The 20,293-nt window shown below is 74.3% G+C and carries 4 protein-coding genes; all 4 read right to left on the minus strand.

Annotated features, from left to right (window positions below; all coding sequences use genetic code 11):
* Positions 1–5: 5 nt before the first annotated feature.
* A complete protein-coding gene (locus HS048_RS38590; protein ID WP_307832703.1) occupies positions 6–17,090 on the minus strand; it encodes a type I polyketide synthase in 17,085 nt (5,694 codons plus the stop codon).
* A 180-nt stretch (positions 17,091–17,270) separates the two neighbouring features.
* Positions 17,271–18,119 carry a mycofactocin-coupled SDR family oxidoreductase gene (locus HS048_RS30425; protein ID WP_189240898.1) on the minus strand — a complete coding sequence of 283 codons (849 nt, stop codon included), beginning with the start codon at positions 18,117–18,119 and terminating at the stop codon, positions 17,271–17,273.
* Positions 18,120–18,148: 29 nt separating this feature from the next.
* On the minus strand, positions 18,149–19,060 hold the full coding sequence (locus tag HS048_RS30430) for a proline iminopeptidase-family hydrolase (RefSeq protein ID WP_231647677.1): 912 nt from the start codon (positions 19,058–19,060) through the stop codon (positions 18,149–18,151).
* A gap of 17 nt (positions 19,061–19,077) precedes the next feature.
* On the minus strand, positions 19,078–20,293 hold a 1,216-nt coding region (locus HS048_RS30435), incomplete at its 5' end, for a thioesterase domain-containing protein (protein ID WP_230881932.1).

Genomic DNA, 20,293 nt, shown 5'->3' on the forward strand with positions numbered 1-20,293 from the left:
CTCGCTCAGTTGGATTCGCCGGTGGCGAGTGCCGCGCGCACCAGATCGTCGACCGCCATGCTCTTGATCGCGTCGCTCCGGTCGTCCGGACCCGCCGGCTCCGGATCCGGCTGCCCGGCCTCCGTCCGCTCGGGGGCCGCCAGCTTCAGCAGCGCCTCCAGCAGGCCCGCCTCGCGCAGCCGCGTGACCGGGATCGACTCGATCGCCTTGCGGATCGCCCCCTCGTCCGCCTCCTCGGCCCGTCCTCCCCCGGAGGCCGGTACGGGCGCCGCCGGGATGCCGGGCAGCAGTTCGGCGAGCAGGAACCCGGCCAGCACACCGGGGTTGGGGTAGTCGAACATCAACGTCGCCGGGAGGCGGAGACCCGTGGCGGACTGCAGCCGGTTCCTGAGTTCGATCCCGGCCAGCGAGTCCAGCCCCATCTCGGTGAAGCCCTTGTGCGGTTCGATCGCCGAGGGCTCGTCGTGGCGCACCGCGGCGACGTGGGTCCGCACCAGGTCCAGCAGGACGCGCTCGCGCTCGCGCTCCCCCAGGCCCGCGAGCCGCTGCTCCAGCGTCGCGGGCCCGGCGGGTACGGCGGGCGCCCCGCCCTGCCGGGCGGCCGGGGCGCGTGCGGGGCGGCGCGCCCGGGTGCCGACGACCTCGCGGAAGATCGCGGGAACCTCGCCTCCGGCGGCCATCGCCTCGGTGTCCAGCCGCATCGGGACCAGCACCGGTTCGCCGAGGCCGACCGCCTCGTCGAACAGCACCAGCCCCTCGGCCGAGGAGATCGGCGGCAGGCCCATCGCGGCCATGCGCTGCTCCTCCATGCCCGCGTCGACCCCCTTCCCGCCCAGGCCGGTCGGGGTGGTCCACAGGCCGTAGGCCAGCGCCGTCGCCGGGAGGCCCGCCGATCTGCGGTGCCGGGCCAGCGCGTCGCCGAACCTGTTGGCGGCGGCGTAGTTCGCCTGGCCCGCCCCCATCACCAGTCCCGAGACGGAGGAGAAGATCACGAACGCGGTCAGGTCCGCGTCCCCGGTCAGCTCGTGCAGATTCCAGGCGCCGGCCACCTTCGGCCGCAGCACCCGGTCGAACTGCTCGGCCGTGAGGGACCCGACGAGGTTGTTGTCCATGACGCCCGCCGCGTGCACGACCCCGCGCAGCGGGTGCTCGGCGGGGACGCCCGCCAGCACTCCCGCCAGCGCCTCCCGGTCGGCCACGTCGCACGCGGCCACCGTCACCCGGGCGCCCAGTGCCTCCAGCTCCGATCGGAGCGCCGTCGCCGCCTCGCCGTCCGGGCCGCTCCTGCTGGTCAGGAGGAGGTGCCGGACGCCGTGCACCGACACCAGGTGGCGGGCGACCAGCGCGCCCAGGCCGCTGGTGCCGCCGGTGACCAGCACCGTCCCGGACGGGTCCCACGGCGCGGGGGCCGCCGCGTCGGAGGCGGGCACCCCCGCCAGCCTCGGCACCCGCACGTCCCCGGCGCGCAGCGCCATCTCCGGCTCGCCCAGCGAGGCCAGGAACGGCGGCACCCCGGGGCCGTCCACGTCGGCCAGCAGGAACCGGCCGGGATTCTCCGCCTGGGCGGCCCGTACCAGACCCCACACCGGGGCCGACCGCACGTCGACGTCCTCGCCGTCGACGGACACCGCGCCCCGCGTCACCACCATCAGCCGGGTGGCGGCGAAACGCTCGTCGTCCAGCAGGACCCGCACCGCCGCCAGCACGCCGTCCAGCGCCGAGCGCACAGCGCCGGGCACGTCGTCCGTCCCCGGGGCGCAGGGGAGCACCACCAGTTCCGGCGTCTCCGGAGCCGCGAGCAGGGCCGCGAGATCGGCGAAGACCGGGACTCCGGTGAGGCCGAGTCCGTCGGGACCGAGCACCGCCCAGTTCCCCGGAGCGGCCTCTCCCGCGGTGCCGACCGGCAGGTGGCTCCAGCCGATCCGGTAGAGCGACTCCCGGTACCGGGTACCGGTGGAGGCCGCCGCGGCGGCGGCGATCCGGTCCGGCGTCACCGGGCGGACCACGAGCGAGTCCACGGTCGCCACGGGCATGCCCAGGCCGTCGAAGAGCTCGAGCTTCACCGAGTCCGGGCCGATCCCGTTGATGCGCACCCGCATCCGCGCCGCGCCGCCGGAGTGCAGTGAGACACCGGTCCAGGCGAACGGAAGCTGGGAGGCCCCGATGTCCTGGGGCATGCGCCCGCCGAGGAAGTCGGTCGCGCTGAGCGCGGCGTCCAGCAGGGACGGGTGGACGCGGAACTCCGCGGCCTGGGCCCACGCCTCGTCCGGCAGGGCCACCTCGGCGAAGACCTCCTCCCCGCGCCGCCAGACCGCGCGCAGGCCGCGGAACATCGGCCCGTAGTGGTACCCCTGGCTCGTCAGGTAGTCGTAGACGTCACCGATGTCCACCGGCTCCGAACCGGCGGGCGGCCACACGCCGTCGACGCCGAGCGGTTCCGGCGCCGGCGGGTCTCCGACCGCGAGGAACCCGGACGCGTGCCTGGTCCACATCACGTGGGGCGGAGCGTCCTCGACCCGGGAGTACACCGCGATCGGGCGGGTACCCGCGGCGTCCGCCCCGCCGACGACGACCTGGACGGAGGTCCCGCCGGTCGGCGTGAGCGGCATCAGCGCCTCGATGGTGAGCTCCTCGACCAGGTGGCAGCCGACCTCCTCGCCGGCGCGGAGCGCCAGTTCCACGTAACCGGTGCCGGGCAGCAGGAGCGTGCCCTGGACGGCGTGGTCGCCCAGCCAGGGCTGCGTCGCGATCGCCAGCCTGCCGGTCAGCACCACGCCGTCGCCCTCGGGCGAGACCACCACGGCGCTCAGCAGCGGATGACCCGCCGCCGCCTGGCCCGTCATGGTGACGTCCCCGCTCGCCTTGGCGGGCCCGTCCAGCCAGTAGCGGCGCCGGTCGAACGCGTAGGTGGGCAGTTCCACCCGCCGCGCACCCGACCCGGAGAAGTACCGCGCCCAGTCCACGGTCACACCGTGCGCGTACGCCCGGCCCAGCCCGGTCAGCAGCGTCTCGACCTCGTCCCGGCCCCGCCGCTGCAACCCCACCACAGCAGAATCCGCACCACTCGCGGAACCCGCACCAGCCGCGGCAGCCGTACCGCTCGTACCGCCAGCACCGTTCGCGCCGTCCGCAGGATCCGCGGCCAGGGCCTGGGCCGCCAGCGCGCTCAGCACCGCGTCCGGACCCACCTCCACCCACCGCGACACACCCAGGTCCGCCCGCGCCACGGCCACGGCGTCGGCGAACCGCACCGACCGCCGCACATGCTCCACCCAGTACTCCGCCGACCCCCATCCCACAACCGAACCCGCACCGGAACCCGACACGGAAGTCTCGGAAGCCTCGGAAGCCGCTGAACCGGGCAGGGAACCCCCGGAAACCGGCCGGCCCGTCACCGTGGAAACCGCCACCGGCCCCGACACATCCGGCTGCCGGTAGGTCACCGACTCCGCCACCCGCCGGAAGTCCTCCAGCACCGGCTCCATCAACGGCGAATGGAACGCATGCGACACCCGCAACCGCGACCACCGCCGACCCCCCGGCAGAGCCGCCACCACCGCCTCCACCGCCGCCTCCTGCCCGGAGACCACCACCGAGGACGGGCCGTTGACCGCCGCGACCCCCACCCCGGCCGTCAGCAGCGGCGCCACCTCCGCCTCCGAGGCCTGCACCGCCACCATCACCCCACCCGCCGGCAGCGCCTGCATCAACCGGCCGCGCGCCACCACCAACCGCACCACATCCGCCAGATCCAGCACCCCGGCCACATGCGCCGCCGCCAACTCCCCCACCGAATGCCCCACCAGCACATCCGGCCGGACCCCCCACGACTCCAGCAACCGGAACAACGCCACCTCGAACGCCACCAACGCCACCTGAGCGAACTCGGTGCGCCCCAACGTCTCCGCCGCGCCCCCGCCACCCTCGCCCCGGTCCGCGTCCCCACCCCGGTCCGCGTCCCCGCCCCGACCCTCGCCCCGGTCCCGGTCCCGGTCCAGGTCCTGGTCCTCGGCGAACATCAACTCCCGCAACGACCGCCCCAGCTCCACGTCCGCCACCGCGCACACCGCGTCCAACGCCTCCGCGAACACCGGGAACGCCGCATACAACTCCCGGCCCATCCCCGCCCGCTGCGCCCCCTGACCCGAGAACAGAAACCCCGTCCGGCCCTCGGCGCCCACCGACCCCGTCACCGCACCACCCGGCACCCGCCCATCGGCCAGTTCCCGCAACCCGGCCAGCGCACCCTGCCGATCGGCGGCCGCCAGCACCGCCCGGTGCTCCAGCGCCGCCCGCGTCGTCACCAGCGACAACCCGACATCGGCCAGACCCGGCTCCGCACCGGCCGCCAGATGCTCCGCCAACCGCCCCGCCTGCTCGAAGAGCCCCTTCGCGGTGGCCGCGGACAGCACGAGCGGGACGCGTCCCGGTCCGGCCTCCGGCCGCTCCGGAACCGCGGGAACCTGCTCGGGAACGGTCTCCTCCTCGACCGCGGGAGGCTCTTCGATGATCATGTGGGCGTTGGTGCCGCTCAGCCCGAACGACGACACGCCCGCCCGGCGCGGATGGCCGTTCCGCTTCCACTCGCGCGCCTCGGTCAGCAGTTCCACCCGGCCTTCCGACCAGTCGACCTGCGGCGTCCGCTCCTCGGCGTGCAGCGTCTTCGGCAGCACGCCGTTCCGCAGCGCCATGACCATCTTGATCACACCGGCGACGCCCGCCGCCGCCTGGGCGTGGCCCATGTTGGACTTGATCGAACCCAGCCAGAGCGGCCGGTCCTCGGGCCGATCCTGGCCGTAGGTCGCCAGCAGCGCCTGCGCCTCGATCGGGTCGCCCAGCCGGGTGCCGGTGCCGTGCGCCTCGACGGCGTCCACGTCCTTCGCGGAGAGTCCCGCGACGGCCAGCGCCCGCTGGATCACCCGCTGCTGCGACGGTCCGTTCGGCGCGGTCAGCCCGTTGGAGGCGCCGTCCTGGTTGATCGCCGTACCCCGCACGACGGCCAGGACGGGGTGTCCGTTGCGGCGCGCGTCCGACAGCCGCTCCAGCAGGACCAGTCCGAGTCCTTCCCCCCAGCCGGTGCCGTCGGCACCCGCACCGAACGACCTGCACCGGCCGTCCGGGGACAGCCCCCGCTGCCTGCTGAAGTCGATGAAGACATCCGGGGTGGGCAGCACCGTCACGCCGCCGGCCAGCGCCATCGTGACCTCTCCCTGGCGCAGTGCCTGGCACGCCATGTGCAGCGCCACGAGGGAGGAGGAGCACGCGGTGTCGACGGTGACGGCCGGGCCCTCGAGCCCGAGCGTGTAGGCGACGCGACCGGAGGCGATGCTGCCGGCGCTGCCGTTGCTCAGGTAACCGGCGAGATCGTCGGGCACCTCGGCCAGGCGGCTGCCGTACTCGTTGTACATGATGCCGACGTAGACGCCCGTCTGGCTTCCCCGCACCGACTTCGGGTCGATGCCCGCCCGCTCGAGCGTCTCCCAGGACGCCTGGAGCAGCAGGCGCTGCTGCGGGTCCATCGCCAGCGCCTCGCGGGGCATGATCCCGAAGAACTCGGGGTCGAACTCGGCGGCGTCGTGCAGGAACCCGCCCGCCCGGACATAGGTCTTCCCCTCGGTGCCCGGTTCGGGATCGAACACTCCCTCGACGTCCCAGCCGCGGTCCGCCGGGAAATCGGTGATCGCGTCCCGGCCTTCGGCGACCAGCCGCCAGAGGTCCTCCGCGGAGCGGACGTCTCCCGGGAAGCGGCAGCTGATCGCGACGATCGCCACCGGGTCGTCCTGCTGCGCGGCGGGGACGGGGATCGCGGGAGCGGCCCCCTCGGCGACGGTTCCGGAGAACCTGGTCGCGAGATACCCGGCCACGGAGCGCGACGTCGGGTAGTCGAACACGAGGGTCGCGGGCAGCTTCAACCCGGTCGCCGCGTTGAGCTCGTTGCGCAGCTCGACCGCGGCGAGGGAGTCGAACCCGAGTTCCCTGAAGGCCCGGTCGGGACCGACCGCCTCCGGGCCGGTGTGGCCGAGGACCTTGGCCACATGGCCGCGGACCACCTCCAGCAGCAGGCGGTCCCGCTCCGCGCCGGCCAGTCCGGCGATCCGCCGCCCCAGCGCGTTCCCGTCCGCGTGCCCTTCCCCGGAGCGCACGGTACGGCGGGCGGCGCCGCGTACGAGGCCTCGGAGCAGGGCCGGTAGGTCGCCACCCCTGCCGCGCAGGGCCGTACGGTCGACCTTGACGGCCGCCAGCACGGGCTCGTCCGCGAGGACGGCCGCGTCGAACAGGGCCAGGCCCTCCCGCACCGAGACGGCGGGCAGGCCCAGGCGGCTCACCCTGTCAAGGTCGGCGGCGGTGAGCTCTCCGCCGAGGCCGGTGTCGACCTCCCAGAGGCCGTAGGCGACGGCGGTGGCCGGCAGGCCCTGGGCCCGGCGGTGCGCCGCCAGCCCGTCCAGGAACACGTTCGCCGCCGCGTAGTTGCCCTGACCCGCCGCCAGCACCATCCCGCCCGCCGAGGAGAACAGCACGAACGCCGACAGGTCCAGTTCCTCCGTCAGCTCGTGCAGGTACCACGCCGCGTCCGCCTTCGGCCGCAGCACGGTGTCGATCCGCTCCGGCGACAGCGTGCCCACCAGCCCGTTGTCCGCCACCCCGGCCGCGTGCACCACGCCCCGCAGCGGATGCTCGGCGGGAATCTCCGCCAGCAGTTCCGCCAGCGCCTGCCGGTCGGCCACGTCACAGGCCGCCACCGTCACCCGCGCCCCCAGCGCCTCCAGCTCGGCGGCCAGCTCCGCCGCACCCGGCGCCTGAAGGCCCCGCCGGCTGGTCAGCACCAGATGCCGCACCCCGTGCTCGACCACCAGGTGCCGCGCCACCAGCGCGCCCAGGCCACCCGTGCCGCCGGTCACCAGCACCGTGCCGTCCGCACCCCACACCGGAGCGGGCCCGTCCGCACCCGGTCGGCCCGCAACCGCCTGATCGATCCGCGTGTCCGCCGAGGTCTCTGCCGTCACCCCGCCTGATGGGACCGGCGCCGAGGCCGCGCCCGGCACCCGCACCAGACGCGGCACCCGCAGCTCATCGCCCCGCAGCGCCATCTCCGGCTCGTCCGAGGCCGCGACCGCCGGAACCAGAACCGAGGCCAGAACCGACCCGGCCACGCCGCCACCGGTGTCCCGGCCACCGGCCCCGACCTCGATGCCCACGTCGACCAGTGCGAACCGGCCCGGGTTCTCCGCCTGCGCCGCCCGCACCAGCCCCCACACCGGAGCCAGCCGCACGTCCACGTCCTCACCCGGCAGCGCCACCGCACCCCGCGTCACCACCACCAGCCGCGACGCCGCGAACCGCTCGTCGGCCAGCCACGCCTGCACGACCTCCAGCACCTCGCCCACGACCGACCGCACCCCATCGGGCACGTCCGTCTCGGGCACCGGGCACTCGAACACCACCGCCTCGGGCACCTCGGCCCCCTCCGCCGGCGTCCCCCAGCTCGCCCACGGCACCGGGCTCGACGGCACCGGAGCCGGGACCCACTCGACCCGGAACAGCGAGTCGGAGAGTCCTCCGCGGGCGGCGTCGAGCTGTTCGGCGGAGACCGGCAGGGAGACCAGGGAGTCCACCGTCGCCACCGGCCGTCCGGTCTCGTCCGCGATCTCGATCGCCGAGACCTCCTCGCCCCTCAGCCGGTGGATGCGCACGCGCACGGCCGAGGCGCCGGCGGCGTGCAGCCTCACCCCGTTCCAGGTGAAGGGCAGGAGCGTCGCCCCTCCGTCCGGGTCGCGGTCGACGACGAGGTCGGCGTGCATGGCGCTGTCGAGCAGCGCGGGGTGCAGCCCGAACCTGCCCGCCTCCTCACGTTCCTGCTCGGGCAGCGCCACCTCGGCGAACACCTCGTCCCCGCGCCGCCAGGCCGCCTTCAGCCCCTGGAACGCCGGGCCGTACCCGTAGCCTCTGGCCAGCAGGTGCTCGTAGGCGTCGTCCACGTCCACCGGCACCGCACCCGCCGGAGGCCACTGGGTCAGGTCGAAGGAGGGCGGCGGGCCGTCCGCGGCGAGCGTGCCGCTCGCGTGCCGGGTCCAGGACGGATCACCGCTCTCGGGCCGGGAGTAGACGGCGACGGAACGCGTGCCCGAGGGCTCGTCCGCGCCCACGACCACCTGGATCGCGACCGCGCCGCGCTCGGGCAGCACCAGCGGCGCCTCCAGCGTCAGCTCCTCGACCGTGCCGCACCCGACCTGGTCACCGGCCCGGATCGCCAGCTCCACGAACCCGGTGCCCGGCAGCAGCACGCTGCCCAGCACGTCGTGGTCGGCGACCCAGCGCTGGACGTCGGCGGAGAGGTGGCCGGTCAGCACGACTCCGCCGGACTCGGGCGACGCGAGGGCGGCGCCGAGCAGCGGATGCTGAACGGTCTCCAGCCCGGCGGAGGACACGTCGCCCGCGGTGTTCCCGGCCTCCAGCCAGTACCGCTTGCGCTGGAAGGCGTAGGTGGGCAGTTCCACCGACGGCATACGGCGGTCGGGGAAGAAGGACTCCCAGTCCACGGCCATGCCATGCGCGTAGGCCCGCCCCAGCCCGGTCAGCAGCGCCTCGACCTCGTCCCGGCCCCGCCGCTGCAGCCCCACCACCGAATCCGCAGCACCCGTACCGTCCGCAGAGCCTGAGCCATCCGCAGAACCCGCGCCGTGCGCGGAGCCTGCACCGGCCGCACCGTCCGCAGGATCCGCGGTCAGGGTCTGTACGGCCAGCGCGGTCAGCACCGCGTCCGGACCCACCTCCACCCACCGCGACACACCCAGACCCCGCCCCACGGCCACCGCGTCGGCGAACCGCACCGACCGCCGCACATGCTCCACCCAGTACTCCGCCGACCCCCACCCCACGACCGAACCCGCACCGGAACCCGATGCGGAAGCCGCGGAAGCCGCTGAAGCCGCTGAACCGGACACGGAAACCCCGGAAGTCCCAGAAACCGCGGAGCCGGACATGGAAACCCCGGAAGCCGACACGGAAGCCTCGGAAGTCCCGGAAAACCCGGAAGCCTGAACGGAAGCCCCGGTCACCGTGGAAACCGCCACCGGCCCCGACACATCCGGCTGCCGGTAGGTCACCGACTCGGCCACCCGCCGGAAGTCCTCCAGCACCGGCTCCATCAACGGCGAATGGAACGCATGCGACACCCGCAACCGCGACCACCGCCGCCCCCCCGGCAGCCCCGCCACCACCGCCTCCACCCCGGCCCGCTCACCGGAGACCACCACCGAGGACGGGCCGTTGACCGCCGCGACCCCCACCCCGGCCGTCAGCAGCGGCGCCACCTCCGCCTCCGAGGCCTGCACCGCCACCATCACCCCACCCGCCGGCAGCGCCTGCATCAACCGGCCCCGCGCCACCACCAACCGCACCACATCCGCCAGATCCAGCACCCCGGCCACATGCGCCGCCGCCAACTCCCCCACCGAATGCCCCACCAGCACATCCGGCCGGACCCCCCACGACTCCAGCAACCGGAACAACGCCACCTCGAACGCCACCAACGCCACCTGAGCGAACTCGGTGCGCCCCAGCACCTCAGCCGCGCCCCCACCGCCCTCGCCCCGGTCCGCGTCCCCACCCCGGTCCGCGTCCCCGCCCCGACCCTCGCCTCGGTCCGGGTCCTGGTCCTGGTCCTGGTCCTCGGCGAACATCACCTCCCGCAACGACCGCCCCAGCTCCACGTCCGCCACCGCGCACACCGCGTCCAACGCCTCCGCGAACACCGGGAACGCCGCATACAACTCCCGGCCCATCCCCGCCCGCTGCGCCCCCTGACCCGAGAACAGAAACCCCGTCCGGCCCGCACGCACCGAACCGGCCGCCACCTCTGCCGACTCGCCCCCCGCGGCCAGCACCGCCAGGCCCCGCGCCAGCCCGGCGCGGTCGGAACCCACCACCACCGCCCGGTGCTCCAGCGCCGCCCGCGTCGTCACCAGGGCCCGCCCCGCGGCGGCGACATCGGCCTCGGGCAGCACGTCCAGATACGCCTCCAGCTTCCCGGCCTGGGCGTGGAGCGCCTGGACGCTCCGGCCCGAGAACACCCAGGGCACGAGCACGGGACCGTCCGCCGCGAGACCGTCGGTCACGAGTCCGTCCATCGCGGGTCCGCCGTCCCGGATCCGCCGGTCACCCGTCGTCTCCGGCAGCTCCGTCGCGGAGGCGTTCCCTCCGGCCCCCACGGCCCCCCCGGCCTCCGCGCCCTCCACGGGCTCAGCCGGCGGCGCCTCCTCGATGATCACGTGCGCGTTGGTGCCGCTGATGCCGAACGACGACACGCCCGCCCGGCGCGGATGACCGTTCCGCTTCCACTCCCGCGCCTCGGTCAGCAGCTCCACCCGGCCCGCCGACCAGTCCACGTTCGGCGACGGCTCCTCCGCATGCAGCGTCTTCGGCAGCAGGTCGTGCCGCATCGCCTGCACCATCTTGATCACACCGGCCACACCCGCCGCCGCCTGCGTGTGACCCATGTTCGACTTGATCGAACCCAGCCAGAGCGGCCGGTCCTCCGGCCGGTCCTGGCCGTAGGTCGCCAGCAGCGCCTGCGCCTCGATCGGGTCACCGAGCGTCGTGCCGGTGCCGTGCGCCTCCACCGCGTCGATCTCCGCAGGAGCCAGACCCGCTCCGGCCAGGGCCTGCCGGATCACCCGCTGCTGCGACGGACCGTTCGGCGCGGTCAGCCCGTTGGAGGCGCCGTCGGAGTTGACCGCCGAACCACGCACCACCGCCAGCACCCGGTGGCCGTTGCGGCGCGCGTCCGACAACCGCTCCAGCAGGAGCATGCCCACGCCCTCGCCCCAGCCGGTGCCGTCCGCGCCCGCGCCGAACGACTTGCACCGGCCGTCGGGGGCCAGACCGCCCTGCCGGCTCATGTCCACGAACGTGTCAGGGGTCGACATGACGGTCACCCCGCCGGCCAGGGCCAACCCGCACTCTCCCCGGCGCAGGGCCTGGACCGCCCAGTGGAGGGCGACCAGCGACGACGAGCACGCCGTGTCCACGGTCACCGCGGGGCCCTCCAGCCCCAGGGCGTAGGCGACGCGGCCGGAGACCACGCTGGCGAGGCTGCCGTTGCCGTGGTAGGCGGCGATCTCCTCGGGGAGCGTGCCCAGCCGCAGGCCCCAGTCGTGGTACATCACTCCGGCGAAGACTCCGGTGTCGCTGCCCTTCATCGAGGTGGGATCGATGCCGGCCCGCTCGAACGTCTCCCACGCGATCTCCAGCAGCAGCCGCTGCTGGGGGTCCATGGCCTGGGCCTCACGCGGGCTGATCCCGAAGAAGTCGGCGTCGAAGTCGGCCGCGTCGTGCAGGAACCCGCCCTCGCGCGCGGAGCTCCTGCCCGGCCTGCCCGGCTCGGGGTCGTAGAGGTCGGGGGCCCAGCCCCGATCCGACGGGAACGGCGAGACCACGTCGGCGCCCTCGGCGACGAGGCGCCACAGCGCGTCCGGGGAGGCCACGTCACCCGGGTAGCGGCAGGCCATGCCGACGATCGCGACGGGTTCGTCGACCGGGACCGCGGCGGCCGGGAGGGCTGCGGCGCGGGCCGGCGTGTCGAGGATCTTCGTGCGGATGTGCCCGGCCAGCGCGGCGGGCGTCGGGTAGTCGAAGGTCAGCGTCGCGCTCAACCGGAGCCCGGTGGCGGCGTTGAGCCTGTTGCGCAGCTCGACCGCGGCGAGGGAGTCGAAACCGATGTCCTTGAACGCCCTGGTGGGGACCACGGAGGCGGCTCCGTCGTAGCCGAGCACGGCGGCGGCCTGGGTGCTGACGAGCTCGACCAGCGCCTCGTCCCGCTCGGCCTCGCCCAGCCGGTCGAGCCGCTGGGCGAGGGACGACCCGACCGGGGCCGGGCCGGCGGCGGCCGTACGGCGGGCGGGGGTCCGCACCAGGTCCCGCAGCAGCGCCGGGACCCCGTCCGGCCGGGCGGCGAGCGCCCTCAGGTCCACCCGCACCGGCACCACCGCCGGTTCGCCGCTGCGGACGGCCCGGTCCAGGAGGGTCAGGTTCTCCGCGGAGGACAGCAGTTCCAGGCCGAGCCTCTCCACACGGCGCAGGGCGGTCTCGTCGAGCCGGTCCCCCATGCCGCCGTCACCGGTCCACAGGCCCCACGCCACCGAGGTGGCCGTCTGCCCGCGGGCGGCGCGGTGCACGGCCAGCGCGTCGAGGAAGACGTTGGCCGCCGCGTAGTTCCCCTGTCCCGCCCCGTCGAGGATCGTGGCGGTGGACGAGTACAGCACGAACGCCGACAGGTCCAGATCCGCCGTCAGCTCGTGCAGGTGCCAGGCCGCGTCCGCCTTCGGCCGGAACACGGTGTCGATCCGCTCCGGGGTCAGCGACGCGATGACGCCGTCGTCCACGACGCCCGCGGTGTGCACGACGCCGCGCAGCGGGTGGGCAGAGGGGACGTCCGCCAGGAGCCGGGCGAGCGCGCCGCGGTCGCCGACGTCGCAGGCCGCCGTCGTCACCCGCGCGCCCAGCGCCTCCAGCTCCTCACGCAGCCCGGCCGCACCCGGCGCGTCCGGACCCCGCCGACTGGCCAGCAGCAGGTGCCGCACCCCGTGCTCGGCCACCAGGTGCCGCGCCACCAGCGCGCCCAGGCCGCCCGTGCCACCGGTCACCAGCACCGTGCCGTCCGCGTCCCAGACCGGGTCCGGCTCCGCCTCGGGAGCGGGCACGAGGGCCAGGCGGGGCACGAGGACCTCGCCGCCGCGCAGCGCCGCCTCCGGTTCGTCCGAGGCGACGGCGGCGGCCAGCGCGCCCCGGGACTCCTCGGAGCCGTCGGTGTCGACCAGCACGAACCGGCCCGGGTTCTCCGCCTGCGCGGCCCGCACCAGACCCCACACCGGGGCCGTCCGCAGGTCCACGTCCTCACCGGCCAGCGCCACCGCGCCGCGGGTCACCACCACCAGGCGGGAGTCCGCGAACCGCTCGTCGGCCAGCCACGCCTGGACGGCGGCGAGCGCGTGCGCCGTGGCCGAACGGGCGCCCGCCAGGGGGTCGCCCTCGGGTACGGCGAGCTCGAGGAGCACCGTCCCGGGTACCCGCTCCGCGCCGGCGACCTCCTCCAGGGAGAGGGGGACGACGGGCGCCGGGGCGGTCCCGGCAGCCAGGCGGGTCCACCGGAGGTGGAACGGCGAGTCGTGGCGGTCCCGGCCGGCGGCGCGCAGGTCGTCGCCGGACACCTCACGGACCACGAAGGAGCCGATCGACGCCACCGGCGCCCCGGTGGCGTCGGCGATGGCGATCGACGCCTCGCCCCTGCCCGTGGCGACGATGCGGGCGCGCACGGACGGCGCGCCCTGCGCGTGGAGCGCCACGTCGCTCCACGTGAACGGTAGGCGCAGCAGGTCGGAGGCGGGCTCGTCCTCCGCGAAGTCCATCGCGTGCAGCACCGCGTCGAGCAGCGCGGGGTGCAACCCGAAGGACGCCGCCTCCGCCCTGTTCTCCTCGGGGAGCGAGACCTCGGCGAAGACTTCGCCGTCCCGCCGCCAGACGGCGCGCAGCGCCTGGAAAGCCGGTCCGTAGCCGTAGCTCTGTCCGGCCATGGCCTCGTACAGTCCCGCCGTGTCGACGGGCCGCGCCCCGGGGGGCGGCCACTCCGACATGCCGAACGACCCGGCGCCGGGGGCCGGGGCGTCGCGCCGGGCCAGGACGCCGGTGGCGTTCCGGGTCCACGGCGCGTCGTCGGGCAGGTTCTCGGGGCGGGAGTAGAACTCGATCGGCCTGCGCCCGGCCTCGTCCGCCGCTCCGACGACCACCTGCAGCGCGGCGCCGGCCGCGCCGACCGCGCCGTCGATGGCCAGCGGCGCCTGGAGCGTCAGCTCCTCCAGCAGGTCGCAGCCGACCTCGTCGCCCGCGCGGGCGGCGAGCTCCACGTACGCGGTGCCGGGCAGCAGGACGACGCCCGAGATGACGTGGTCGGCCAGCCAGGGCTGCGACCGGGTCGAGACCCTGCCGGTGAGCACCACCCCGCCGGAGTCGGGCAGGGAGACCACCGCGCCGAGCAGGGGGTGCCGCGCCGCCACCTGGCCCAGCGCCGGGGCGTCGCTCGCGGCCGTGGTGGAGCTCAGCCAGTACCGCCTGCGCTGGAAGGCGTAGGTGGGCAGTTCGATCCGCCGGGCGCCGGATCCGGCGAAGAACGCCTGCCAGTCCGGCGCCGCGCCGCGGGTGTGGGCCAGCGCCACCGCGGTGCGGACCTGCCTGGCCTCCGGCCGGTCCCGGTGGAGCAGCGGGGCGAACGCGGCCTCGGACCGGTCGGCCAGGCAGTCCTGGCCCATCGCCGACAGCACGCCGTCCGGTCCCAGTTCGAGGAAGGTCGTGACGCCCTGGCCGGCCAGCCACCGGACCGCGTCATGGAAGCGGACCGAGGCGCACACGTGGCGCACCCAGTACTCGGCCGAGCACAGCTCGGGACCGGCCGGTTCGCCCGTCACGGTCGAGACGATCGGGATCCGCGGCGCGGAGTACCGCACCACCTGGGCGATCCGCCGGAACTCCACCAGCATCGGCTCCATGAGCGGCGAGTGGAACGCGTGGGAGACCCGGAGCCGGGTCCGCCTGCGTTCCGGCAGCGCCGCGGCCACCGCGAGGACCTCGTCCTCCCGGCCGGAGATCACCACGGAGGCGGGGCCGTTGACCGCCGCGATGCCCACTCCGCCGGTCAGCAGCGGCAGCGTCTCCTCCTCCGACGCCTGCAGGGCGACCATCGCGCCGCCGCGGGGCAGTTCCTGCATCAACCGGCCGCGCGCGGCCGCCAGCATGGCCGCGTCCTCCAGCGGCATCACGCCCGCCGCGTGGGCGGCGGCCAGTTCGCCCACCGAGTGCCCGGCGAGGAACGCGGGCTCCAGCCCCCACGATTCGAGCAGCCGGAAGAGCGCCACCTCCACGGCGAACAGGGCCGCCTGCGCGTACATCGTCTGGTCCAGCAGGGCGGCCTCGGCCGAGCCGGGGGCGGCGAAGAGCACGTCGTACAGGGGGAGGTCGAGCTGCAGGTCGAGGTGGCCGGCCGCCTGGTCCAGGGCCGCGGCGAAGGCGGGGAAGGCCGTGTAAAGCTCCCGCCCCATCGCGAGCCGCTGGCTGCCCTGCCCGGTGAACAGGAAGGCGAGCGAGCCGCCGTCCGCGGTGCTCCGCAGCACGCCGGGGGCCTCCTCGCCTCCGGCGAGCGCCCTCAGGCCGCGCAGGAGCTCCTCCCGGTCGTCCGCGACGACGGCGGCGCGGTGCCACAGCGAGGCCCGGGTGGTGGCGAGGGAGTATCCGAGGTCGTGGAGCCGCGTCCCGGGCCGCGCCTCGACGGCGGCCAGCAGCCGCTCGGCCTGGGCGCGCAGCGCCTGCCCGGTACCGCCCGAGACCAGCACCGGGACGCCGGCCGGCTCCGGCGAGGCCTCGGTCCGGTCCTCCGGACCGGCCCCCGGCTCCGGTCGGAGCTCCGGTTCCTCGATGATGACGTGGGCGTTGGTGCCGCTGATGCCGAAGGCGGACACCCCCGCGCGGCGGGGACGGCCGAGGTCCTCCCAGGGACGGGCCTCCGTGAGCAGCCGTACCTCTCCCGCCGACCAGTCGACGTTGGGCGAGGGCGTGTCCACGTGCAGGGTCCTGGGCAGCACGCGGTGCCGCATCGCCATGATCATCTTTATCAGGCCGGCGGCGCCGGCCGCCGCCTGCGTGTGCCCGAGGTTGGACTTCACCGACCCGAGCCAGAGCGGCCGGTCCTCCGGCCGGTCCTGGCCGTAGGTCGCCAGCAGCGCCTGCGCCTCGATCGGGTCGCCGAGCGTCGTGCCGGTGCCGTGCGCCTCCACCGCGTCCACGTCTCCGGCCCCCAGTCCCGCGGCGGCGAGGGCCTGGCGGATGAGCTTCCGCTGGGACGCTCCGCTGGGCGCGGTCAGGCCGTTGCTCGCGCCGTCCTGGTTGATCGCGGAACCGCGGATCAGCGCCAGGACGGTGCGGCCGTTGCGGCGCGCGTCCGAGAGCCGCTCGACCACGAAGACGCCGGCGCCCTCGGAGAAACCCGTGCCGTCGGCCCCGGCGGCGAACGCCTTGATGCGGCCGTCGGGGGCCAGGCCGCGCTGGCGGCTGAACGCGGTGAACACGCCGGGACTGCTCATGACGGTCACCCCGCCGGCCAGGGCGAGGGAGCACTCTCCCCGGCGCAGCGCCTGGGCGGCCAGGTGGAGGGCGACCAGCGAACCGGAGCAGGCGGTGTCGATGGTGACGGCTGGCCCCTCCAGGCCCAGCACGTAGGCGATGCGCCCGGAGGTGACGCTGGGCACGTTGCCCGTCATCAGGTATCCGTCGAGCCCGTCGGGGGCCTCGTGGACCCTGATGCCGTAGTCGTGCACCTCGGCGCCGACGAAGACGGCGGTGCCGCTGCCCTTCAGCGAGAGCGGGTCGATGCCCGTCCGCTCCAGGGCCTCCCAGGTGGTCTCCAGGAGCAGCCGCTGCTGCGGGTCCATGCCGAGCGCCTCGCGGGGCGAGATGCCGAAGAACTCCGCGTCGAACTCCGTCGCCGTGGACAGGAACCCGCCCTTCCCGACGTAGGTCGTGCCGGAGACGTCCGGGTCCGCGCCGAAGAGCCGCTCCAGGTCCCAGTCCCGGTCGTCCGGGAAGTCGCCGAGGACGGTCCCGTCCCCGGCCACAAGCCCCCAGAGGTCCTCGGCCGATCCGATCCCGCCCGGGAAGCGGCAGCCGATGCCGACGATGGCCAGCGGCTCGTCGTCGAAGGCCGCGACCCCCTCCGGGGTCGCGGCCTCCTCCCTCAGGCCGAGCAGTTCGGCCCGCAGGTACCCGGCGAGCAGCGCCGGGGTGGGGTGGTCGAAGGCGACGGTGGGCGGCAGGAGCAGACCCGTGGCCGCGCGGAGCCGGTCGTGCAGACCGACCAGCGCGAGGGAGTCCATGCCGAGTTCGCGGAAGGCGAGATCGGCGTCCACCCTGGTGATCGTGTTCTCCGAGTTCTCCGACACCTCGCGCAACGCCGCGAGTGTGTGCTCGGACACCAGTTCCCGCAGGACGCGCACCTGCGCCGCGGCCGGCAGCGCCGTCAGCCTGCTCACCAGGGCGGAACCGTTCTCCACCGCTTCAGCCGAAACCCGGTCCCGGCTGTCGGCCGAGCGTCCAGACTCACTCATAAGACCACTCCAGTCATTACTGCCTATAAAGGCAGAGACCACCCACCGTCGCCCATAACACTCGTCTGAACGCTATTCCGGATCATCCCTCGGCCACACCCCTAAGGGCCCCAGAACCGACCCCGCTCACCTGCCCTGTTTGACCACCGCGCCGCCGTCCACCTTCAGGTGCTGGCCGGTGACGTACCGGGACTCGTCCGAGGCCAGGTAGGTGATGGCGTGCGACACGTCGACCGGCTCCACGTAGGGGATCGGCATCGCCTGCACCATCGGGAAGGCCGGCTCGGCGTCCTCCCGGGTGGGGTTCTCCAGGTCCGGGCGGAAGAGCCGGTAGGTGTCCTCGTTCTGGATCATGGCGGTGTTGACGTAGGCCGGGTGCACCGCGTTGACACGCTGCATGGAGGGCGCCAGGAGCGGCGCGAGCCAGTTGACGTAGTGCTTCAGCGCGTGCTTCGAGTAGGCGTACCCCATGCCGCCGGGCCCCATCGGACCGGCCGCGCCGTGCTCGGTGATGAAGGCGGCGATGGAGCCGACGATGACGATGGACCCGCCTTCCCCCAGGTGCGGCAGCGCCGCGTGCACGGTGTTGAAGGTGCCGCTCAGGTTCACGTCGATGGTCTCGGTGAACGCGCCGATCGGCCGGTCGGCGCCGGTCGGGCAGATGCCCGCGTTGGCGATCACCACGTCGAGGCGGCCCAGTTCGGCGACCCCCTCGTCGATGGCCGCCTGCAGCGCCGCCCGGTCGCGGACGTCCGCCTGCTTGGTCACTATCCTCCGGCCGGTCTTCTCCACCAGCCGTACGGTCTCCTCGGTGTCCTCGCCGCCGGCCATCGCGTAACCCACCGAGCCGATGTCCCGGCACAGGTCGATCGCGATGATGTCCGCGCCCTCCTCCGCCAGCCGTACGGCGTGGCTGCGTCCCTGCCCTCGGGCCGCACCGGTGATGACGACGACTTTGTCCTGTACTCGTCCCATGGAGCACTCCATCTGTTTCAGGGTTTCGGTTATCGGATGAGGTTCGTGAGGTAGTCGCCCACGACCCGGCGGAAACGCTCCGGCTCCTCCAGGTGCGGCATGTGGCTCGACTCCTCGAAGATCTCCCAGCGCACGTCCGGGATCAGGTCCTGGAACGGCTGGACGGTCGCCGGGGTCGCCTCGTCGTGCCTGCCGGAGATCAGCAGGGTCGGGACGGCGATGTCCGCCACGCAGTCCACGACCGACCAGTCGCGCAGCGTCCCGATGACGTGGAACTCGCTCGGCCCGTTCATCGTGTAGTAGACCGTCGGATCGTTGTAGACCTCGTAGAACGAGGCGAGGTAGTCGCGCGGCCACGGGGTCAGCCGGCAGACGTGCCGCTCGTAGAAGACGCGCATCGCCGCGAAGTACTCGTCGCTGCCGGTGGTCCCGGCCGCCTCGTGGCGGCGGAGCGTCTCGTCGACCCCCTTGGGGAGCCGGTCCCGCAGCACCTTCATCTCGCTCAGCCAGAGCGGGTAGGAGGCGGGGGAGTTGGCGATGATCAGCCCGCGGAGGCCCGGCGGGCGGCCCGCGGCGTGCCTGGCGGCGAGCATGCCGCCCCACGACTGGCCGAGCAGCACGTAGTCGTCGGCCACGTCCAGCCGGTGCAGGAGGTTGTCCAGTTCGTCGAGGAACAGCTCCGGCGTCCAGAAGTCCTCTCCCCGCTCGGGGAGGTGGGTGGACCCTCCGTTGCCGATCTGGTCGTAGTGGACGACGGGCCAGCCCTCCTCGGACAGGGCCGCGATGTTCAGCAGGTAGTCGTGGGTGCTGCCGGGACCTCCGTGCACCACCACGACCGCCGGCCGTCCCGAACGGGGTTCCCCGGTGACGCGGTACCACGTGGCGTGCTCGCCGAACGGCACGCACCCTTTGGAGCTGGGAGGCAGGGGCACTGCGCTCACCTCATTCCTGATTCCTGTCATGGCCTCGGCGTCGATCCGAGCCAGTCCTCGATGACGCGGGCGGTCTCCGCCGCCCGGTTCTCCAGAATGCTGAAGTGGTCGGCGGGCACCGTCCTGAGCGTGTGGGCGGGGTCCCAGGGAGCGGCCCGCCAGTCCTCCAGTCCCTCACCGGTCCCGGCGAACGACTCCTGGCACTGCACGAACAGCACCGGCGCCTCGACCCGCGCGGGCGGCATGTCGACGAGCAGCTCGCCGTACCGGCCCATCGTGGAGAGCCTGGCGCTGTCGAACCCGCCGAACGCCTGCTCCATCTCGAGCATCCCGAAGACCAGTTCCTTGGCCAGGCCCGCCCGACCCCCGCCGTCGCTCTCGTAGGTGTCGAGCAGGACCACTCCGTACGGCCCGGCGCCGGCGGCGGTTTCGAGCCGGTGGGCGGTCGCGGCGGCGAAGATGCCTCCCGCCGAGTAGCCGACCAGCACGAACGGCTCCCCCTCGGCCGCCAGGAGCACGCTCTCGGCGAGGACCTCGACGGCGGCGTCGATCGAGACGGGGAGCGGCTCCCCGGGGAGGAAACCGGACAGGGGGATCGCCGACACCTGACGGACGCCGCGGAAGTGCGAGGCCAGCCTCGCGTGCTGGTACACCCCGCCCGTCGCCATCGGCGTGCTGAGGCAGAGGAGGCGGGGACGGCCCGGACCGTCGGCCAGCTTCACCGGCGCCGGGATCCGCTCCAGATCCGCCGCCGAGGAGAAGGAAGGGCGGACCCTCGCGATCGCGGTGAGCACCTCGAACCCCTCCTCCAGCCGGCCCGCCATGACGGCTCCGCGGAAGATGTCGCTCACGGTGTCCGGCGCCGGAGCCGACGGCGCCCGACTCCCGGTCCCGGTTCCGGTCTCGACCTCGGCTCGGGAGAGGTGCGCGGTGAACTCCTCGGCGACGAACCCGGCGAGATCGGCGGGGGTCTTGTTCGAGAAGACGACCATCGGGGGCAGGCGCAGTCCGGTGGCCTCGTTGAGGGCGTTGCGCAGTTCCAGCGCGCCGACGGAGTCGAAGCCCGCCTCCAGGAAATCCCGCTCGGGATCGACGTCACCGGCGCCCTGGTGACCGAGCAGGCGTGCCGCGTGTTCCAGCACGAGTTCCAGCAGGGCGGCTTCGCGTTCCTGCGCCCCCAACCCGGCCAACCGACGACCCAACCCGCCCGCACCACCACCGCCACCGGCCGCCCGCCGCCGC

The sequence above is a fragment of the Planomonospora sp. ID91781 genome, from assembly GCF_015711595.1.
Classification (GTDB): Bacteria; Actinomycetota; Actinomycetes; order Streptosporangiales; family Streptosporangiaceae; genus Planomonospora; species Planomonospora parontospora.

Bases quoted from the DNA above. Each gene is read 5' to 3' on its own strand.
- HS048_RS30425 (WP_189240898.1), bottom strand. From the start codon at position 18,119: ATGGGACGAGTACAGGACAAAGTCGTCGTCATCACCGGTGCGGCCCGA.